At 72.4% G+C, this 15,529-nt stretch carries 17 protein-coding genes and 1 tRNA gene; 10 read left to right on the forward strand and 8 right to left on the reverse strand.

Annotated features, from left to right (window positions below; genetic code table 11):
• Positions 1-27 precede the first annotated feature (27 nt).
• Both SCMU_RS13895 and SCMU_RS13900 read left to right on the forward strand, forming a co-directional pair.
• On the forward strand, positions 28-1,050 hold the full coding sequence (locus tag SCMU_RS13895; RefSeq protein WP_229229717.1) for a nitronate monooxygenase: 1,023 nt from the start codon (positions 28-30) through the stop codon (positions 1,048-1,050).
• A 67-nt stretch (positions 1,051-1,117) separates the two neighbouring features.
• Positions 1,118-1,948: an aldo/keto reductase gene (locus SCMU_RS13900; RefSeq protein WP_229229718.1), complete on the forward strand. Its 831-nt coding sequence runs from the start codon at positions 1,118-1,120 to the stop codon at positions 1,946-1,948.
• 59 nt (positions 1,949-2,007) lie between these two features.
• On the opposite strand, the gene SCMU_RS13905 is transcribed toward SCMU_RS13900, so the two are convergent.
• Positions 2,008-2,991: a LysR substrate-binding domain-containing protein gene (locus SCMU_RS13905; RefSeq protein WP_229229719.1), complete on the reverse strand. Its 984-nt coding sequence runs from the start codon at positions 2,989-2,991 to the stop codon at positions 2,008-2,010.
• An 80-nt stretch (positions 2,992-3,071) separates the two neighbouring features.
• Between SCMU_RS13905 and SCMU_RS13910 the strand changes: the two genes are divergently transcribed.
• The 3 genes from SCMU_RS13910 to SCMU_RS13920 all read left to right on the forward strand — a co-directional run bounded on the left by SCMU_RS13910 (position 3,072) and on the right by SCMU_RS13920 (position 6,369).
• Entirely contained in the window at positions 3,072-4,316 is a 1,245-nt protein-coding gene (locus tag SCMU_RS13910) for an MFS transporter (RefSeq protein WP_229229720.1), read from the forward strand.
• A gap of 172 nt (positions 4,317-4,488) precedes the next feature.
• Positions 4,489-5,007, forward strand: a complete 519-nt coding sequence (locus tag SCMU_RS13915; protein WP_229229721.1) for an Lrp/AsnC family transcriptional regulator — start codon at positions 4,489-4,491, stop codon at positions 5,005-5,007.
• A gap of 147 nt (positions 5,008-5,154) precedes the next feature.
• Entirely contained in the window at positions 5,155-6,369 is a 1,215-nt protein-coding gene (locus SCMU_RS13920; RefSeq protein ID WP_229229722.1) for an amidohydrolase, read from the forward strand.
• Between the two features lie 25 nt (positions 6,370-6,394).
• On the opposite strand, the gene SCMU_RS13925 is transcribed toward SCMU_RS13920, so the two are convergent.
• From SCMU_RS13925 to SCMU_RS13935, 3 genes are all read right to left on the reverse strand, one after another.
• Positions 6,395-6,595, reverse strand: a complete 201-nt coding sequence (locus SCMU_RS13925) for a hypothetical protein (protein WP_229229723.1) — start codon at positions 6,593-6,595, stop codon at positions 6,395-6,397.
• A complete protein-coding gene (locus SCMU_RS13930) occupies positions 6,592-7,224 on the reverse strand; it encodes an ArsR/SmtB family transcription factor (RefSeq protein ID WP_229229724.1) in 633 nt (210 codons plus the stop codon). Before SCMU_RS13930 ends, SCMU_RS13925 begins: the two co-directional genes overlap by 4 nt.
• Positions 7,225-7,332: 108 nt before the next feature.
• Positions 7,333-8,607: an MFS transporter gene (locus tag SCMU_RS13935; RefSeq protein ID WP_229229725.1), complete on the reverse strand. Its 1,275-nt coding sequence runs from the start codon at positions 8,605-8,607 to the stop codon at positions 7,333-7,335.
• 101 nt (positions 8,608-8,708) lie between these two features.
• Between SCMU_RS13935 and SCMU_RS13940 the strand changes: the two genes are divergently transcribed.
• The 4 genes from SCMU_RS13940 (at position 8,709) to SCMU_RS13955 (ending at position 11,871) form a co-directional block, all read left to right on the forward strand.
• Positions 8,709-9,212, forward strand: a complete 504-nt coding sequence (locus tag SCMU_RS13940; RefSeq protein WP_229229726.1) for an Lrp/AsnC family transcriptional regulator — start codon at positions 8,709-8,711, stop codon at positions 9,210-9,212.
• 10 nt (positions 9,213-9,222) lie between these two features.
• Entirely contained in the window at positions 9,223-10,218 is a 996-nt protein-coding gene (gene corA, locus SCMU_RS13945; RefSeq protein ID WP_229229727.1) for a magnesium/cobalt transporter CorA, read from the forward strand.
• A 71-nt stretch (positions 10,219-10,289) separates the two neighbouring features.
• Positions 10,290-11,279 carry a malate dehydrogenase gene (locus tag SCMU_RS13950; protein WP_229229728.1) on the forward strand — a complete coding sequence of 330 codons (990 nt, stop codon included), beginning with the start codon at positions 10,290-10,292 and terminating at the stop codon, positions 11,277-11,279.
• Between the two features lie 79 nt (positions 11,280-11,358).
• The gene (locus SCMU_RS13955) at positions 11,359-11,871 is read left to right on the forward strand and encodes a DUF805 domain-containing protein (RefSeq protein ID WP_229229729.1); all 513 of its coding nucleotides are present in this window, start codon (positions 11,359-11,361) and stop codon (positions 11,869-11,871) included.
• Between the two features lie 114 nt (positions 11,872-11,985).
• Here the strand turns inward: SCMU_RS13955 and SCMU_RS13960 are convergent.
• From SCMU_RS13960 to galU, 4 genes are all read right to left on the reverse strand, one after another.
• Positions 11,986-12,058: transfer RNA gene (locus SCMU_RS13960), tRNA-Ala, on the reverse strand.
• A 122-nt stretch (positions 12,059-12,180) separates the two neighbouring features.
• Complete coding sequence (locus tag SCMU_RS13965; protein WP_229229730.1) at positions 12,181-13,098, reverse strand: hypothetical protein; 918 nt, start codon at positions 13,096-13,098, stop codon at positions 12,181-12,183.
• A 144-nt stretch (positions 13,099-13,242) separates the two neighbouring features.
• A complete protein-coding gene (locus SCMU_RS13970) occupies positions 13,243-13,860 on the reverse strand; it encodes a GNAT family N-acetyltransferase (RefSeq protein WP_443020151.1) in 618 nt (205 codons plus the stop codon).
• Between the two features lie 7 nt (positions 13,861-13,867).
• Positions 13,868-14,785 carry a UTP--glucose-1-phosphate uridylyltransferase GalU gene (galU, locus tag SCMU_RS13975; RefSeq protein ID WP_229229732.1) on the reverse strand — a complete coding sequence of 306 codons (918 nt, stop codon included), beginning with the start codon at positions 14,783-14,785 and terminating at the stop codon, positions 13,868-13,870.
• 48 nt (positions 14,786-14,833) lie between these two features.
• Here galU and SCMU_RS13980 point away from each other — a divergent pair, with 48 nt between their 5' ends.
• Positions 14,834-15,502 carry a 5-formyltetrahydrofolate cyclo-ligase gene (locus SCMU_RS13980; RefSeq protein WP_229229733.1) on the forward strand — a complete coding sequence of 223 codons (669 nt, stop codon included), beginning with the start codon at positions 14,834-14,836 and terminating at the stop codon, positions 15,500-15,502.
• Positions 15,503-15,529: the final 27 nt, after the last annotated feature.

The following is a 15,529-nucleotide window of genomic DNA, read 5'->3' on the forward strand; positions in this document are numbered from 1 at the left end:
CACAGCCTAATGACTAGGGTGAGGGATATGGACGCGCCCTCGAAACTGCCCGGTGACCTGTTCGGCAACGGCGTCGTCGCCGCACCGATGGCGGGAGGCCCGAGCCGACCCGAGCTCGCGCAGGCCGTGGGCCGCGCGGGCGGGCTCGGATTCCTGGGAGGCGGGCTCAAGACGGCGGCGGCCCTCGCGGCCGAACTCGACATCATGGAGGCCGCGGGCCTGCCCTTCGGAGTCAACCTGTTCGTGCCGAGCACGGAGGAGGTCGACCGGGACGCCGTCCTCGCCTACCGCGAGCGCCTGCGCCCCGAGGCCGAGGCGGTCGGCGCTGACGTGCCGGAGGCGCACTGGGCGGACGACGACGCGTACCCGGCGAAGCTCGACCTCCTCCTGACGCGCGCACCCGCCGTCGTCTCCTTCACGTTCGGCACACCCCGCTGGGACGCCGTCGAGGCGCTGAAGACGGCCGGCTCGTTCGTGCTGCAGACCGTCACGGGCCCCGAGGAGGCCGCCCTCGCCGCGGAGCTCGGGGCGGACGCGCTGGTCGTGCAGCACCCGGATGCCGGCGGCCACTCGGGGGCCTTCCTCGGCTTGGCGCCGTTCGCCGGGACCCTCGCCGAGCTCGTCGCCCAGGTGCGCGGCGCCGTCGCGCTTCCCCTCGTCGCGGCGGGCGGGATCGGGACGCCCGACGACGCCGCTGCCGCCCGCCCCGCGGGTGCGGACGCCGTCCAGCTCGGCACGGCGTTCCTGCGAACTCCCGAGGCCGGGACGAACCCGGTGCACCGGGCCGCGCTGGCCTCGGGCGAGTTCACCCGCACCGCTCCGACGCGGGCCTTCTCGGGAAAGTTCGCGCGCGGGCTCGAGAACGGGTTCATGCGACGGCTCGCCGACGCGCCCGCCGCGTATCCGGTGGTGCACCATCTCACGGCGCCGCTCCGCGCAGCGTCGGTGAAGGCCGGCAGCCCGGACCGCACGAGCCTGTGGGCGGGCACGGCGTGGCGCGACGCGCGCGAGGAGCCCGCAGCCGACGTCGTGGCGCGCTTCGCCCCCTGACCCACGTGGGGCCACCTTGCTGCGACACGGGGTCCCTTCCTGCGACACGGGCCATAGGCTGGGGGCCATGGCAACCGCACCGATGATCCAGCTCGCATCCGGATACTCCATCCCGCAGATCGGCCTCGGAACGTGGCCGCTCGACGACGCCCAGGTGGCCGACACGGTCGTGACGGCCCTCGAGCTCGGGTACAGGCACGTCGACACGGCGGAGAACTACGGCAACGAGGCCGGCGTCGGCGAGGGCCTGCGCCGGTCGGGGCTGCCTCGGGAGGAACTGTTCATCACGAGCAAGTTCAACCGGGAATGGCACAGCGTGGACGGCGTCAGGACGGCGTGGGAGAACGCCGTGCGGAGGATCGGCGTCGACTACCTCGACCTGTACCTCATCCATTGGCCGAACCCCGACCAGGACACGTACGTCCAGGCGTGGGAGGGGCTCATCGCGCTCCGCGAGGGAGGCAAGGTCCGCTCGATCGGCCTGTCCAACTTCTTCCCGGACCACGTGCGGCGCGTCGTCGCGGCGACGGGTGTGGCGCCGGACGTGGACCAGCTCCAGATCAGCCCCTACTGGACCAAGCAAGACATGCGCGCGTTCAACGCGGGAAACGGCACGGTCACCGAGTCATATACGCCGATCGGGCGCGGCAAGGAGCTCCTCTCCGAACCGGCGGTGGTCGCCGCCGCCGAGGCGCACGGCGTGACGCCCGCGCAGGCGGTGCTGCGGTGGCACACGCAGCAGGGCCTCGTCGCGATCCCGAAGTCCTCCCACCGCGAGCGCCTGGCCCAGAACCTCGACGTCTTCGGATTCGACCTGACGCCGGCCGAGCTCGAGGCGTTCGACGCCCTCGACGGACGCGGGCCCGAGGCTACGGACCCCGAACGCTTCGGCCACTGACCCCTCACCGCAGGGACATGACCCCTCAACGCGCTGCCAGAGACCCCGCAATCTGGGGCCTAACGGCCGAAGGCGTCCGCGAGCGTGTCCGCATCGAGCGCGAGGACGTGCTCGCGGAACATGCGCACCTGCGGCGGTTCCCCGACGATCCGCGGCCACACGAGCCCGATCTCGCGGTACGCGCCGGGATCCGCGAGGGCTAGTTCGGCCCACCCGAGCCCACTGCCGTGGCGGGTCGACCCGTAGACGGCACCGTGTCCGGCGGTGGACGGCGGCACGAGCGCCACGCCGAGGCCCGCGGACACGAGCCCGAGGAGCGTGCGCGAGTCCTGGCCCGAGAAGGCGATGTCCGGCGTGAAGCCCGCGTCCCTGCCCAGCCGGTCGAGGATGCTGCGCATCCCGAAGCCGCGCTCGAGCGCCACGAACGGCTCACCCGCCACCTCCGCCAGCCGCACCGAGGGACGCCCCGCGAGCCGGTGGCCGGCCGGAACGGCGAGGCGCACCGGCTGGACGTGGAGCGTCGCGCTGTCGACCTCGCGGGTGGGCCCGGGCCGCGGCGAGACGATGGCGAGGTCGACCCGCCCCTCTCCGAGAGCGTCAAGGCAGCTCTGCCGCGAGCCCTGGATCAGCTCGAAGCGGACGTTGGGGTGATGCGCACGGAACCCGCTCACGAACACGGGCACCGCGGACTCCCCGAACGTCATCTGGAAGCTCAGCCGCACCACGCCCCGGGCCTCGTGCTGCCGCTCGTGCAGCGCATCGAGGCCGCGCTGCAGCTCGGTCAAGGCGGTGCGGACGGAGGGCAGCAGCTGCTCCGCCGCGGGGGTCAGCCGGATCCCGCGCCCTTCCTTCCGCACGAGCTCGGCGCCCACGACGGCGGCCGCCCGCGCGAGCGCCCGGCTCACCGTGGGCTGGGGCACGCCCAGGAGCTCCGCGGCGGCGGTGACGTGGCGGGTCTGCCCGACGGCGTCGAGCACGGGCAGGAGCGGCAGGAGGCGGGCCAGCTCTCCGTGGAGCGGCTCGGGCGGGCGGACGGCAGGCATCTCTAACCTATGCATTCTCGACATACATTGACGTGATCAGTGTATTGGACGCATGGATGGCGCGTTCCTAGGCTGGACGCATGAGCGCAGCCCCGGACACAGCCCCCGCCGCCCAGGCCCGCTGGGAGGGCCATCCCAAGGGGAGCCGCGGCTACCGCAGGCTCATCGCGGCCCTCGCCTTCGCGGGCGTGGCGACGTTCGCCCAGCTGTACTCGCCCCAGGCGCTTCTCCCCCGGCTCGCCTCCGAGCTCGGCATCGATCCGGCCCGCGCGGCGCTCACCGTCTCCCTCGCGACGATCGGCCTCGCCGTCGCCGTGCTGCCGTGGTCCTTCGTCGCGGATCGGATCGGGCGCATCGGGACCATGCGGGCGGGCATCGTCGCAGCCACGGTCCTGGGCCTCCTCGGCCCCCTCGCTCCCACGTTCGAGCTGCTGCTCGTGCTGCGCTTCCTCGAAGGTGCCGCGCTGGGTTCGGTCCCGGCGATCGCGATCGCCTACCTGAGCGAGGAGGTCAGCCGGACGCACGCGGCCGTCGCGGCGGGAACGTACATCGCCGGCACCACGGTGGGCGGCCTCGCGGGGCGCCTCGTCGCCGGCCCGCTCGCGGACGCGTTGGGCTGGCGACTCGCCGTCATGGCCGTCTCGGTCCTCGGCGCCGCAGCGGCCGTCGCGTTCATCGCCCTCGCGCCCAAGGCCCGCGGCTTCTCCCCCGCTCCCCATACTGCGGGCGGGGTGCGGGCCGCCGCACGTGCGGCGGTCCGCCAGCTCGGCAGGCAGCTGCGCAGCCCCCGGCTGCTCGCCCTCTACGCCCAGGCGTTCCTGCTCATGGGCTCATTCGTGGCGGTCTACAACTACCTCGGCTTCCGGCTCGAGGCCGGGCCGTTCTGGCTGCCAGCGAGCCTCTCGAGCCTCCTGTTCCTCGCCTACCTCTCGGGCACGTTCAGCTCCGGCTTCGCGGCCCGCCTCACCACCCGGTACGGGCGGCGCCCCGTGATGGTGGCCAGCACGCTGGCGATGGCGGCCGGTGCGATCGCCCTCGTCGCGGAGTCGCTCGCGGTGGTCCTCGCAGGGCTGCTCGTGTTCACCGCCGGGTTCTTCGCGGCGCACGGCATCGCGTCCGGGTGGACCGGGGCGATCGCCGCCTCGGGACGCGCGCAGGCCGCATCGCTGTACAACCTCGGCTACTACGGCGGCTCGAGCCTGCTGGGGTGGGCCGGCGGGCTCGTGCTCTACTCATGGGGCTGGAACGCGCTCGTGCTCGGAGTCGCGGGGATCGCGCTCACGACGGCCGCTGCCTCCTGGGCCGTACACCGGGCCGACCGCTGAACGGCGCTCCGGCACGGGCGGCAGCTGGCGGGCACCGCCGTATGGCCGGGCCGGCGGCGCCCGGCGACCACGCGCCGTCGTGCGTCATGTCGGGGCGCCCGGCGGCTAGAGTGGGGCACGTGTGAGGCGGCTCGCATATCATGGGGTCGGCCCCGACCAAGGAGAACCCCCTGTGACCACGCCGAGCTCCGGCCGACCGCAGAACGCCGCGGGACATCATCCCCCGGGCGGCGAGCCGCTCGACGAGGTGGACCGCAGGATCCTCGCGGCCCTCGCCGAGGACGCCCGCATCACGAACAAGCAGCTCGCGGAACTCGTGGGGATCGCCCCCTCGACGGCGCTCATGCGCACGCGCGCCCTGTCGGAGCGGGGCATCATCACGGGCTTCGAGGCGAAGGTGGACCTTGCTGCGGTTGGCCGGAGCGTCCAGGCCCTCATCTCAGTGCGCCTGAGGGCCCACGACCGCGACCAGATCGACGCCTTCACCGCCCGCGTGCCGCAGCTGCCAGGGGTCCTCGCGACGTTCCACACGTCGGGCGCGGTGGACTACCTGCTGCACATCGCGGTGGGGAGTACCGAGGAGCTGCGCGACTGGGTCCTGGACAACCTCGCGACCGACCCGGTGGTGGGACACACGGAGACCACGCTCGTGTTCGAGCGGATCCCAGGGCCGGGTCCGCTGCCGGCCTGAGGCCACGCGCCGGCCCCGGCCCGACTGATGGGGCCCATCCCGTTCGATGTGGGCTGGGGCCCTGGTCCCTTGCCACGGCCGCCCTTCATGGACGTCCTGCATGTTCAGGCCTGCCATAAGCGCGCGGCCGCAGGCTAGGCTCCAGCCATGGACGCGAGCCTGAAGGCGCGGTTGAGGTCGGTCTACGAGGATCTGCACACACACCCGGAACTGTCCGAGCAGGAGCACCGGACGGCCGGGATCGCGGCCGGGTGGCTGCGGGAGCACGGCTATGAGGTGCACGAGAGCATCGGTGGCCACGGTGTGGTGGGGGTACTGCGCCGGGGTGAAGGACCCGTCGTGCTGCTGCGCGCTGACATGGACGCGCTCCCGGTCACCGAGGACACGGGGCTCCCCTATTCGAGCACGGTGGCGGGGGTGATGCACGCCTGCGGGCATGACGTTCATGTGGCCTGCCTGATGGGTGCGGCCATGGTGCTCGCGACGCACCCCCAGCCATGGCTCGGAACCGTGGTCGCGCTGTTCCAGCCTGCGGAGGAACTGGGCGCCGGGGCCCGGAGCATGCTCGATGACGGGCTGTACGAGAAGGTGCCGCGCCCCGACGTCGTGCTCGGCCAGCACGTCGCCCCGATCCCCGCCGGCACGCTCGGGCTCCGGCCCGGCCCCTCGTTCGCGGCGAGCGACGAACTCAGGGTGACCCTCTTCGGGCGGGGAGGGCACGGCTCCCGCCCCGAGGCGACGGTGGACCCGGTCCTGATGGCCGCGGCGACCGTCCAGCGGCTCCAGGGCGTGGTGTCCCGGGAGGTCGCCGGAACGGACATGGCCGTGCTCACGGTGGGCGCGCTGAATGCGGGCACGAAGGCAAACATCATCCCCGACCGGGCCGAGCTCCTGATCAATGTGCGCACCTACCTCGACGACGTGCGCACGAGGGTGCTCGCCGGCATCGATCGGATCGTCGCCGCCGAGGCCCAGGCGAGCGGCGCGACCACGCCGCCCACGGTGGAACGGCTCGGCGGCACGCCCGCCGTCGTCAACAGCCCCGATGCCGTGGGCCGGACCAGGGGCGTACTCGAATCGGTTGTCGGACCGGGGCGGGTCATCGACCCAGGACCGGTCACCGGAAGCGAAGACGTCGGCAAGCTGGCCACCGCGGCGGGCGCACCGCTCGTCTACTGGCTGCTCGGAGGCGCCGACCCAGCACCCTTCGCGGGCGCGGAGACGGTCGAGCAGATCGCAGCCGTCGTCGCTGGCCTGCCGTCCAACCACTCCCCCCATTTCCACCCCGTGCCCAGCCCCACGATCGAGATCGGCGTGGGCGCGCTCGTCGCGGCGGCCCGGAGCTGGCTCGGCACGCCCTGACAGCGTCAGTCCGCGGGCCAGTCGCTCAGCGGATCCAATGGTGCAGGCCGAGCGGCTCGGCGAACCGGGCATCGGCGCGGCGGGCCTCGACCTGGGCGAGGCGCTCGACGTCGATCTCGTGTGTCTTGGGGCGGTCCGCCCACTCGACGAGGGCCTGGCCCACACGGTGGGCGAGCAGGTCGACGAGCCTGTGGGACTGCGGGCGGGCGATCGCGGTGGTGCTCATGGCTTCTCCTGATGGCGTGAGTGGCCTTCGGGCCGCTGGGGGGCGAGCGGGAACGCGTTGATGTGGATCTGGACGGGGCGGGCGCCGTCCGGCGCGGTGCGCTCCTTGAACTGGGCGATGAGGGAGCCCGCGAACTCCTCGAGCCTCGCGGACACCATGGCCAGCTCGGCGGCCGTGAGACGGACGTTGGTGGTGCTGGCGAGCGCAACGTCCGCCCACTCGGCCGGCTCCTCGAGCCAGCCGTGCTCCATGAAGTCGGCGAGTGCAGCGGCCCGGTGGTGCTCGAACTCGCGGCTCACGAGGTGGGCAGCCTGGGCGGTCGCGGGGTCGTCGGCGAGCTCGCGGGTGACGACCTGCAGGCTCCCCTTGGGCCGGTCCCACCACCGCTCGCGCCCCGTGCCCCGCCCCTCGACCTCGCGCAGGAAGTCGTGCTTGGCGAGCTGGCGCAGGTGGTAGCTGGTGGACCCGGTGGACTCGCCGAGGATCTCGGCCAGCGTGCCGGAGGTCTGCGGACCGAGCCGGGAGATGGTCTCGAGGATCTGCACCCGCAGGGGGTGGGCGAGGGCCTTGAGCGAGGCGACGTCTACGGTGCGCTTCGGCTCTGATGCGTTCCGGGCTGCCTCATCCATGCCTCAAGGATAGGCCTGCAAAGGGATCTTTGCAATGTCCTCTTTGCAGACTTTCATTTGCAGTTACTTGTTTGCAGTGATCGCTTTGCAGCGAAGCCTTTGTCCGCGCTAACGGCGGGCAGCCTGCAGCGCGGCGAGGACGCCGGCCGCCACGGCACAGGCGCCGAGGAACAGGACCGCGGCGGCACCGATGCCCATCGCGGCAGCAAGGGCCCCGAGGCCCAGCACCGGGACGGCGCTGCCGAGATAGGTCATGACGTACAGCAGGCTCACGGCCCGCGCGTGCCGCTCGGCCGGCACGGAGGCGGCAACGGCGTCGAACCCGGCACGGAAGGCGATCCCCTGGCCGACGCCGGCCACGGCGCTGGCGGCCACGAGGGCGGAGGCGCTGCCTACCGCGGTGCCCCATGCGAGCGCCCCGAGCGAGCACGCGAGTACCGCCAGCCCGATCACCGCGTCGGCGCGCGCACGACGGCGCGTGCCCGGCACGAGCAACTGGCTCGCCGCGGATGCGGCGAGGGACAGCCCAGCGAGGGCGCCAAGGGCAACCAATGAGCCCGGCGCTGCCGCCGAGAGGCCGAGGGCGCGGCCGAACACGGCCGGGGAGAGCGCGAGCTGGTAGCCGAACAGGGCGAAGCTGAGGAAGCCGGTGGCGGCGGCGAGCCAGAACGTGCGGCGGCCCGACCCGGTGGGCACGGCACCGCGCAGGCTCCGCGGGGCAAGCAGCCGGGAAGGGCGCTCGGCCGCCCTGCAGGATTCCCCCGGCAGGAGCGGCGCGGGACGGGCACGGACCGCCACGAGTGGGACGAGCAATGCGGCGAGGGCAGCCAGATGCACGGCGAACGGGACCACGGGTCCCCCGGGGAGCAGGGCGAGCGCCCCGCCCAGCACAGGCCCGAGGGCGACGCCGCCGGACGAGGCCAGCAGGGTGAATCGGGAGGCCCACTCGGGCCGCTGCGGCAGGAGCTCCCTGAGGGCGGCAGCACACGCACCGGTGGCCAGGCCCACGGCCATGCCAGCCAGGACGCGCCCGGCGCACAGCTGGGCGAGGGAGCCGGCGGACGCGAACACCACGCTGCCGGCCATGCCGATGAGCACTGCGAGCACCATGGCCGCCCTGCGGCCCACGTGGTCAGACCAGTGCCCGGCGGTCACGAGGACGCCCACGAGTGCGAGGACGTAGCTCGCGAACGCGATCGTCGTGCCGAGGCTCCCATACCCGAGGTGCGCCTGAAGCCCCGCGTACAGGGGCGTGGCGAGGTTCGCCCCGACGAGCAGGAGGAACAGCACGGCCCCCGAGAGGACCAGGCGCATGGTGCGGGAGGCGTCCCACCCGGAACGGGCCGCGGGCGCGTTCATGCGCAGCTCGGCGAAGACGGTCATGTCCCAACTTTCGGGCAGCACGAAGTCTGAAGATCAATGTCTCACCAGCAAATTGATCATAATGATCAGAGAAGACCCGACGAGTGACCTTGGAGTGATCAATGAGCACCCTCGACGCCACCGACCTGAAGCTCCTCGTCGCCCTGGTCGAGGATCCCCGCGCGCAGATCGCCGAGCTGTCCGCCCGCGTGGGAGTGGCCAGGAACACCGTGCAGAGCCGCCTGAAGCGCCTCGAGCGAGCCGGGGTGCTGCGCGGGACCGGGCGCGACGTGGACCTTGCCGCCCTCGGCTACGACGTGGTCGCCTTCATCACCCTCGAGGTAGTGCACCGCGAGCTCGACGCCGTCATCGCCGGGCTCCGCCGGATCCCCACCGTGCTCGAGGCCTACGAGATCTCGGGCCGCGGCGACCTGTGGTGCCGGCTTGTGGCCGCCGACACCCACGAGCTGCAGGCCTCCCTCCGTCAGGTCCTGCGGATCCGGGGCGTCATCCGCTCCGAGACGGTCCTCGCGCTGCACGCCCACGTCGAGTACCGCGCCGACGCGCTGCTGCGGCGCGCCGCGGAGGTGGCGGCAGCCGCGGCGTCGGCCGCCTCCCCGCGATAGATTGAGGGCCGTGATCATCGACAACGCCGTCTACCTCGACGGACACCGGGCCGCCCACCCCGAGACCCTCGAGCAGACGTTCGAGACCCTCGACGCGGTGGGCGGGAGCATGGCATGGATCGGCCTCTACCGCCCCACCATCGAGGAGATGGCCGAGGTCGCGCAGGAGTTCCACCTCCACGACCTGGCGGTCGAGGACGCCATCAACGCTCACCAGCGCCCCAAGATGGAACGCTACGACCAGATGCTCTTCACCGTGCTCCGCCCGGCCCGCTATGTCGACGAGACCGAGACCGTGGAGTTCGGCGAGCTGCACATCTTCACCGGGCCCAACTACGTGGTCACCGTCCGGCACGCCGAGACAGCCGGCGTCGGACTCGTGCGGAAGCGGCTCGAGACGAACCCGGACCTGCTCCGGCTGGGCCCGGAGGCCGTGCTCTACGCGCTTCTGGACCGGGTCGTCGACGACTACCGGCCGGTCGTGGCGGGCCTCGAGAATGACATCGACGAGATCGAGGACCAGCTCTTCGCCAACGATCCGAGCGTGTCCCGGCGCATCTACGAGCTGACGCGGGAGGTCCTGCAGTTCCAGCGCGCCGTCCACCCGCTCAAGCGGCTCATCGAGGGACTCGAGTCGGGGTTCACGAAGCACGGCACCGATATCGAGCTCCAACGCAGCCTGCGGGACGTGCATGACCACCTCGAGCACATCGTCTCGCGCGCCGACGAGTTCCGCGACGTCCTCCAGAACGCCCTCGTCCTGGACGGCACCCTGACGTCCAACCGGCAGAATGAGACGAGTCTCGCGCAGAACGAGCAGGTCAAGCGCATCTCCTCGTGGGCCGCCATCTTCTTCGCGCCTGCCCTCGTCACCGGCATCTACGGCATGAACTTCAAGGCGATGCCCGAGCTCGAGTGGGACCTCGGCTACCCGTACGCGCTCGTGCTCATGGTCGTGGCGGGCTTCGTCCTGTGGCTGATCTTCAAGTGGAAGCAGTGGCTGTAAGAGGCGCGGCCTGCCCGGACCTGCCGGGGCCAAAGCTGCCGAGGCCCGGCGAGGGCAGCTAGGCTGGCGCCATGACCGAGGCATCTCCGGTGACAGTGGCCGTCACGGGGGCCGCGGGCCAGATCGGCTACGCGCTCCTGTTCCGCATCGCGAGCGGGGCGATGCTCGGCCCGGACACGAGGGTGCGCCTGAGGCTCCTCGAGGTCCCGTCCGCGGTGCGCGCCGCCGAGGGGACGGCACTCGAGCTCAGCGACTGCGCATTCGCGCTGCTCGACTCGGTCGACGTCACCGACAGCCCGGCCACGGCGTTCGACGGCGCCGAGGTGGCCCTCCTCGTCGGCGCGAGGCCGCGCGGCGCGGGAATGGAGCGGGCAGAACTGCTCGAGGCCAACGCGGGCATCTTCGGCCCGCAGGGGCGCGCCATCAACGACAACGCAGCGGACGGTGTGCGGGTGCTCGTGGTGGGCAACCCGGCCAACACGAACGCGCTCATCGCCGCGGCGAGCGCCCCCGATGTGCCCCGCGAGCGGTTCACCGCGATGACCCGTCTCGACCACAATCGCGCAGTCGCCCAGCTCGCTGCGAAGCTCGGCTGCGCTGTCACCGACGTGGACGGGGTGACGATCTGGGGCAACCACTCGGCCAGCCAGTACCCCGACCTCACGAATGCGACTGCGGGCGGCCAGCCCGTGCCCTCGCTCGTCGGCCAGGACTGGATCGAGTCCGAGTTCATCCCGCGGGTGGCACGGCGCGGCGCAGAGATCATCGACGTGCGGGGGGCCTCCTCTGCGGCATCGGCAGCCAGCGCCGCGATCGACCACGTGCGCGACTGGGTCCGCGGGACCCCGGACCGGTGGACGTCGGCCGGCGTGGCCTCCGACGGCTCCTACGGGGTCCCCGAGGGGCTGGTGAGCTCATTCCCGGTGCGCAGCGTGGACGGCCGCTGGGAGGTCGTCCAGGGCCTGCCCGTCCCGGAGTTCTCGCGGGAGCGGATCGACGCCTCCGTGGCCGAGCTCGCCGCCGAGCGTGACGCGGTGCGGGAGCTCGGGCTCCTCGGCTGAACCACACCGAGGGGCACTTCGGAGCATCGGGCCTTCGGACCCTTCCCGGGCGGGCGCAGGCGTTCCTAGCATGGTTGCCATGACCAGCCAGCAGCCCCCGTATGCGGCGAAGGGCCCGGTTCCGCCGCTTGACCTGCCCTATTACGGCGCCCCGCCCGTCGAGGCGTTCACGCGCGTCTTCAAGAAGTACGCGGTCTTCACCGGCCGCGCGAGCCGTAGCGAGTTCTGGTGGTGGGCCCTGGCCTCGGCCATCATCTCGGCGGTCCTCAACTCCATCGGCCAGACGATCGTCAACGGCCAGCCCACAGGGACGAGCCCCCTGGGCGGGGCCTGGGCCCTGGCGACCGTGGTCCCCGGGCTCGCCGTCGCCGCCCGGCGCCTGCACGATGTGAACCTGAGCGCGTGGCTCCTGCTGCTCGCCCTCATCCCCGTGCTCGGCTGGATTGCCCTGATCGTCATGCTCGCCCAGCGCGAGAACCCTCTGGGGCAGAGGTACGACCGCAGGCCGGGCATGCAGTACGGCCCGCCCACGTATCCCCCGCCGCCCTACCCACCGGCTTCTCCGCCGCCGGCACCCGGGCCGCAGCCCTGAGGCGCGGCGTACGCGCGGTGCCGGGTACGACAGAGCACGCGGCGCCGGATACGACAGAAGGGGTCCCAGCCATCAGGCTGGGACCCTTTCTGTCGCCTCTGACGAGGGCATGCGTGGAGCCTAGGGGATTTGAACCCCTGACCTCTTCGATGCGAACGAAGCGCTCTACCAACTGAGCTAAGACCCCTCGGTGCGGGTTCTACGTTACTGGGGCGGGGCCCAAAAGCCAAATCGAACGGAGACGGTTCACGGGCGTGCAACGCCAGGTTCCGGCTGTGGGCCATGGGCAGACGTGCTGGCCCGACGAGGCTACGCCCGGCGGCGGTTGAGCACCTCGTCGAGGTTGCCGAGCGCGCCCGCACGGGCCGCAGGACGCGGAGCGATCGCCGGCACGCCGGGGACGGTGCCGGGCTCCGGCGAGTCGGGCTTCGGCTTGAGTGTGGGGCGGCCTTCAGGCTTGGGGTCGGCCGGGGCCTCGAGCGGGGCCGGGTCTGGGCGCTCGGCCTTGGCTGCCTCGACGTAGCCGGGTTTGGGGACCTCCACGGGCTCCCATTCCTCTGGTGCGCCCGTGGCCTTGGCCTCTGCGGTCGCGGCGGCCTGGGATGCCTTCGCGACCTCGAGCGCGAACGCCCTCAGTTCGCCGTGGGTCATGGCGCGCGGAGCGGGCTCCGGATCAGTGCCTGCGTCGAAGACCTCACTCGGGACACGCGGAGGCGAGGGGCGGAGCGGCTCGGCGTCGGTGGCGCGCATCGCTGAACGGAACGCCGCATCGACGCGCCTCTTCCTGTCGCGCATGGCGAGCGCGCGCAGGGTCGCCACGGCGGCCGCCGCGCCGGCGGCGCACACCGCGGGCACCCATCCCGGGAGGCCCACCACGAGGAGCACGAGGGTCACCGGGACGGCAAGGGCGGAAACGAGCCCGACGAGCGCGACGGACATGCGGCCCCACCGGATCCGGAGCGGCGCCGTGGAGCCCTCCCGTGCGGGGCCCGCCCCCGGGGAGGCAATCCCCTCCACTGCGGGTGCGGGTGCGGACGACGGCGGCCCGGCGGCTGCCGCGCGGACGGTCGCCTCGGCGGCGGCCTCGCCGCCGGACTCCATGAGGAGGGCAGCCTCGCCCGCCGGCCGCTCCGCCCGGCGCCGGCGGGTCAGGTACGGCGCGACCCACAGAAGCCACACGAGCACGGCTGCGCCGAGCACCGTCGAGCTGCTGAGGGCGAGATCCATAGCTAAAACCGTAGGAGGAACGCCGGGACGCGACACGGATTAGCGTCGGTGTGTCGCGAGAACCCCAGCAACGGGTGAGGAACACCACAGGGGCGCCGCTCCGCCGTCGTGCGCCGCTGGCGGGAACCGCGCCTGCGCCCGAGCTCAGCGAGAGGCGAGCCACCGTCCCAGAAGGCCCTCCTCCGGCACCTCCTCGGCGGTCAGCGCGAACGAATCGTGGTCGGCCCAGGCCCCGTTGATGTGCAGGTAGCGCGGCCGCAGCCCCTCGGGGCGGAAGCGGAGCTTCTCGACAACCCGCAGGCTCGGCTTGTTCTCGGGCCGGATGTTGATCTCCATCCGGTGCAGCCCGAGCTCGCGGAAGCAGTGGTCGGTGGCGAGGGCCACGGCCGTCGGGGCGATCCCCCGGCCGGCGTGCTCGCGGTCCACCCAGTAGCCGAGCGTCGCCATGAGCGCCGAGCCCCACACGATCGAGGAGACCGTGAGCTGCCCGACGATGGGCGCGCGGCGGTCGCGCGGGTCATCGAGGGTGATGACGAACGGAAGGGCCGAGCCCTCGCGCGCCTGATGTGTGAGGGAGCGGACCATGTCACGGAACGTCGGCAGGGTCCCGCCCGGCTGGGGGTTCGAGGCCTCCCAGGGGGCAAGCCATTCCCGGTTCCGGGCCCTCACCGACATCCATTCGGCGCGGTCGGACATGCGCAGCGGCCGCAGGACGAGGTCACCCGAGCGCAGGGTCACGGGCCACAGGCCCGAGGACCACATGCGCGGTTCAGGCGCGCGCCGACGGGGCATCCGCCCCGCTGGCCACGAAGTCCGCGAGCCACGTGCGCAGGTCCGAGCCGAACTCGTCGCGGGCGCACGCCAGCGTCACGACAGCCTTGAGGTAGGAGAGCTTGTCCCCAGTGTCGTAGCGGCGTCCGCGGAACACGACGCCGTACACGCCGCCGCCCTCGCCCTCGCGCCTGGCCAGGGTCTGGAGCGCGTCGGTGAGCTGGATCTCCCCGCCGCGGCCGGGCTCGGTGTGGTGGAGCACCTCGAACACGGCAGGGTGCAGGACGTAGCGGCCGATGATCGCGAGGTTGCTCGGCGCGTCCTCGGGCGCGGGCTTCTCCACGAGCCCATGGACCTGCACGTAGTTCTCGCCCTCGACCGGGGTCACGTCCGCGCAGCCGTACGCGGAGATCGACTCGCGCGGCACCTCCATGAGCGCCACGACTGAGCCGCCGGTGGCCTGCTGGACCCGGATCATCTCCGCGAGCAGCTCGTCCCGCTCGTCGATGAGGTCGTCGCCGAGGAGCACAGCGAACGGCTCGCTGCCCACGTGCCGCTCCGCGCACAGGACGGCGTGGCCGAGGCCCTTGGGGTCGCCCTGGCGGACGTAGTGGATGTCGCCGAGGTTGTTGGACTCCTGGATCGCGGCGAGCTTCTTGCTGTCGCCCTTGGCCTCGAGCGTGGCCTCGAGCGAGGGGACGCGGTCGAAGTGGTCCTCGAGCGCGCGCTTGTTGCGGCCCGTGATCATCAGGATGTCGTCGATGCCGACCGACACAGCCTCCTCGACCACGTACTGGATCGCGGGCTTGTCGACGACCGGCAGCATCTCCTTCGGCATCGCCTTGGTCACCGGCAGGAAGCGGGTGCCGAGGCCTGCGACGGGGATGACTGCTTTCCTCACAGCTGCGGTAGACACGAGCCTCACTCTATACGAGTGCTGCGCGGGCGCGGATAGAGTCGGGGGATGGACATCGCCGAGCAGAAGTCCGCGCTGCGTGCCCGGATCTGGTCCGCCCGCCGCTCGCTCGGGGCAGCGCAGGTCGACGCGGCTGCGCCCGGGATCGCGGAGCACGGCCTCGCGTGGGCGCGCGCAGCCCTCCCCCAGCGGGCCGTGCTGACGGCCTACCTCGGGGTCGGGGCCGAGCCGCCCACCGGACCCTTGATCGAGGCGCTGCACGCGGAAGGGTTCCGCGTCCTGCTGCCCATTTGCCTCCCGGAGCGCCAGCTCGGCTGGGTGGAGTGGCATCCGGGCATCGAGTTCGCGCGCAGCCGCTACGCGCCGGTGCAGGAGCCGGTGGGACCACTCATCCCGGGGAACGAGGCGATCGCGGGCGACGGCGTCAGGCCGGCCCTCGCGGGCATCCTCCTTCCGGCCACGGCGCTGGATGCCCAGGGCCGCCGCGTCGGGCAGGGCGGCGGCTACTACGACCGCTTCCTGGCGCGTGTGGACGCCGCCGGGGCGCGGGTACCGACCGCCGCGGTGGTGTACGACGGCGAGGTGCTCGCCCCGGGCTTGGTCCCGGCCGATGCGCTCGATCGCCTCGTCGAGGCAGCGGTCACTCCCGGCGGTCTCCGCCCGCTGGGGGCGGTGTCCCCGGGGGCGGCCGGGTCACCGGTCGGAATAGAGCCCTGACCCGGACTGTTAGAATTGGCACTCGGG

The organism is Sinomonas cyclohexanicum (genome assembly GCF_020886775.1).
GTDB lineage: Bacteria > Actinomycetota > Actinomycetes > Actinomycetales > Micrococcaceae > Sinomonas > Sinomonas cyclohexanicum.